Annotated in this window: 1 protein-coding gene; it reads left to right on the top strand. The window is 76.8% G+C overall.

Annotation, left to right across the window (positions count from 1 at the left end):
- Positions 1–604: FHA domain-containing protein (locus E1289_RS37820; protein WP_243713499.1), on the top strand; the 604-nt coding region annotated here is incomplete at its 5' end.
- Between the last annotated feature and the right edge of the window lie 52 nt (positions 605–656).

Genomic DNA, 656 nt, shown 5'->3' with positions numbered 1-656 from the left:
GGACGGGGGAGCGGACGCCGCCGCCTGCCCGCAGTGCGGAACGCCCCGCTCCGGCCGCTTCTGCGAGGTCGACGGGTACGACTTCGAGACCGGCGCCGCCCACACCGCCGAGCTGTACGCCGCCCGCATCGCCCGGCAGCCGCCGCTGGTGCCGCCGCAGCGGGCGAGCAGCCCCCGGCTGACCCCGCCGGGCCCCTCCGCCGTGATCATCGCCGACCGCGGCTACTTCGGCACGGTGCTGGCGCAGCTCGGGCCGGACGCGCCGGACCTGACGTTCCCGCCGTACTGCCCGGAGCGCCGCGTCCCGCTGCTCGGCGACCAGGTCCGGATCGGGCGGCGCAGCACGTCCCGCGCGATCCTCCCGGAGATCGACCTGAGCGTGCCGCCGGAGGACCCCGGCGTCTCGCACCTGCACGCCGTCCTGCTCGCGCAGCCGGACGGTACCTGGCACCTGGTCGACCCCGGTTCCACCAACGGGACCACGGTGAACGGCGGAACGGAGCCCATCGAGGTGAACACGCCTGTGCCGCTGGCCAACGGCGACCGCGTCCACGTCGGCGCCTGGACGACGATCACGCTGCTCCTGCAGGAGGGCCCGCCATGACGATGACCCCGCCCCGCGGGCCGGGGGCGGCGCGCCCCGCGCCGAGACCGCC

It is taken from the genome of Actinomadura sp. 6K520 (genome assembly GCF_004349245.1).
GTDB lineage: Bacteria > Actinomycetota > Actinomycetes > Streptosporangiales > Streptosporangiaceae > Spirillospora.
The sequence above is the reverse complement of the archived record's forward strand: the minus strand, read 5'-3'. Positions and strand labels throughout refer to the sequence as shown.